This window comes from Kineococcus glutinatus (genome assembly GCF_039542765.1).
Taxonomy (GTDB): domain Bacteria; phylum Actinomycetota; class Actinomycetes; order Actinomycetales; family Kineococcaceae; genus Kineococcus_A; species Kineococcus_A glutinatus.
The window spans coordinates 1-2,475 of the sequence record NZ_BAABIL010000269.1 but is presented as its reverse complement, the minus strand read 5'-3'; the positions used below and the strand labels follow the sequence as shown (position 1 = coordinate 2,475).

Below are 2,475 nucleotides of genomic sequence, written 5' to 3'. Positions count from 1 at the left end.
CCGCGCGCGGAACCGCCGCGCCCGCCACCGGACCCGGCGGGACGGCGCCCGCCGCGGGCACCGCGACCGACCTCCCCGAGGTCCTCGACCTCCTCCGCCGCCAGACCCGCGCGGGTGCGCTGCGTGCGGGGCAGCCGCCCCGCGGTGCCGGTGGGGATGTTCAGGTCCTCGAACAGGTGCGGCGACGTCGAGTACGTCTCCAGCGGCTCGCCGAACCCGAGGTCCAGCGCCTTGTCGATGAGCGCCCAGCGGGGCAGGTCGTCCCAGTCGACGAACGTCACGGCGGTGCCGGTGTTGCCCGCGCGACCGGTGCGGCCGATCCGGTGCAGGTAGGTCTTCTCGTCCTCGGGGCACTGGTAGTTGACGACGTGCGTGACGTCCTCGACGTCGATGCCGCGCGCCGCGACGTCGGTCGCCACGAGCACGTCGACCTTGCCGTTGCGGAACGCGCGCAGCGCCTGCTCGCGGGCGCCCTGGCCGAGGTCGCCGTGCAGGGACGCGGCGGCGAAGCCCCGCTCCTCCAGCTGCTCGGCGACGTTGGCGGCGGTGCGCTTGGTGCGGCTGAACACGATGGTCAGCCCCCGGCCCTCCGCCTGCAGCAGCCGCGCGAGCACCTCGACCTTGTCCATGGCGTGCGTGCGGTACACGAACTGCGTGATGGCCGCGACGGTGGCGCCGTCGTCGGTGGGGTCCACCGCCCGGATGTGGACCGGGTGCGTCATGTACGTGCGGGCCAGCGACACCACGGCGCCGGGCATCGTGGCGGAGAACAGCATCGTCTGGCGCGCCGGCGACGTCTGCGCCAGCAGCTTCTCCACGTCGGGCAGGAAGCCGAGGTCGAGCATCTCGTCGGCCTCGTCGAGCACCACGCACGTGACCCGGGACAGGTCCAGGTGCTTCTGCTGGGCCAGGTCCAGCAGGCGCCCGGGGGTGCCGACGACGACGTCGACGCCCTTGCGCAGCGCCTCGATCTGCGGCTCGTACGCGCGACCGCCGTAGACGGTCAGCACGCGGGTCCTGCGGATGCGGCTGGCGGTGGTGAGGTCGTGGGCGACCTGCACGGCCAGCTCGCGCGTCGGCACGACCACCAGGGCCTGCGGTTTGCCCGGGTCCGGCAGCGCGTCGTACGCGGCCTCGCCGGGGACGGCCGTGCGCTGCAGCAGCGGCACCCCGAAGCCGAGGGTCTTGCCGGTGCCGGTCTTGGCCTGGCCGATGATGTCGTGCCCGGACAGCGCCACGGGCAGGGTCATGGCCTGGATGGGGAAGGGCTTGACGATGCCCGCCCCGGCCAGGGCCTCGGCGATCTCGGCGAGCACGCCGTGCTCGCCGAAGGTCTCCGGGTGCGGGGGGTGGACACGGGCCGCGGCCCGCTCGTCCGTGCTCGTCTGCTCGGCGCTCGTCGGTTCGGCGCTCGTGGTCTCTGTCATGCGTCTCCGTACGGGGAGCGGCGGCTGCCCCGCCCCGTGTGCAGGACCCGCCGGGTCCCCGGCTCAGGAGGGAGGGCCGCGTCGCGGCGGTCGGCAGCCGATCGTGACTGGCGACCGGGCAACCCTGAACGCACCCATGGTAGCCGTGCGGGGCCCGGAGGCCGCCCCGAGCGCACCGCGGCCCCCGCACCCCGGGTGGGGTGCGGGGGCCGCGGCCCGCCGGAGCGGTCGTGTCAGTGGTGGGTGAGGCTGCGGTTGCGCCCGCGCGTGCCCCCGGCGACGGCCGCGACGCCCGCCGCCGCCAGCACGACCTGGATGACGAGCGTGATGATGGTCCCGGCGTTGATCGCGTTCCCGATCCACGCCCCGATGAAGGCCGCCACGAGACCCACGAGGATCGTCGCGACCCAGCCCATGGCCTGCTTGCCGGGGACGACGAGGCGGCCCAGGGCGCCGATGACGAGACCGACGACGATCGCCGAGATGATGCCGTTGATGCCCACGTGTGCCTCCGTGCTCTCTGACCGGCCGGGGTGGCCGACTGTCGTGCAGATCACGTGAAGCGTCGCACCGGTCAAGGCCTTCCGCCACACGAGGAAGTCTGCTAGTGCGCCATCCTCGTGTGGCGGGCCGTCGGCGTCGTCAGGCGATCGTGAACCCCACGTGCCGCACCTCGGCGGCGCCGATGTCGACGTAACCGATCACGCTGCCCGGCACGATCACCTCGCGTCCCTTGACGTCGCGCAGGCGGAGCGTGCCGCCCTCGGCGAGGGCGGCCGTCACCGCCGCGGAGATCTCGTCGGGCGACTGCTCCGACTCGAGCACCAGCTCCCGCGCCACGTCCTGCACGCCGATCCGAACTTCCACCGCGGTCCTCCCTGACGTCGGGCGGTGCCGGCGCCGTCGGGCACCGCACCGTGCTGCGATCCGGCCCGTTCCCCGCGAGGGCCGCGGACCCGAGCTGCGATCGAGGTTAGTCCGAGGTCGCCGCGCAGGTCCGGGCGGTTCACCCCCAGCGGACGCCGCGCACCGCCGCGCCGCCCGCTGC

At 74.2% G+C, this 2,475-nt stretch carries 3 protein-coding genes; all 3 read right to left on the bottom strand.

All coding sequences use genetic code 11. The annotated features are described in order from the left end of the window. The coding region (locus ABEB16_RS11045) for a DEAD/DEAH box helicase (RefSeq protein WP_345712305.1) at positions 1 to 1,427 on the bottom strand (1,427 nt) is incomplete at its 3' end. Positions 1,428 to 1,660: 233 nt separating this feature from the next. Continuing rightward, positions 1,661 to 1,930 (bottom strand): GlsB/YeaQ/YmgE family stress response membrane protein, encoded by a 270-nt coding sequence (locus ABEB16_RS11040; RefSeq protein WP_345712304.1) that lies wholly within the window; start codon positions 1,928 to 1,930, stop codon positions 1,661 to 1,663. Between the two features lie 139 nt (positions 1,931 to 2,069). Further along, a complete protein-coding gene (locus tag ABEB16_RS11035) occupies positions 2,070 to 2,294 on the bottom strand; it encodes a DUF3107 domain-containing protein (protein WP_345712303.1) in 225 nt (74 codons plus the stop codon). Positions 2,295 to 2,475: the final 181 nt, after the last annotated feature.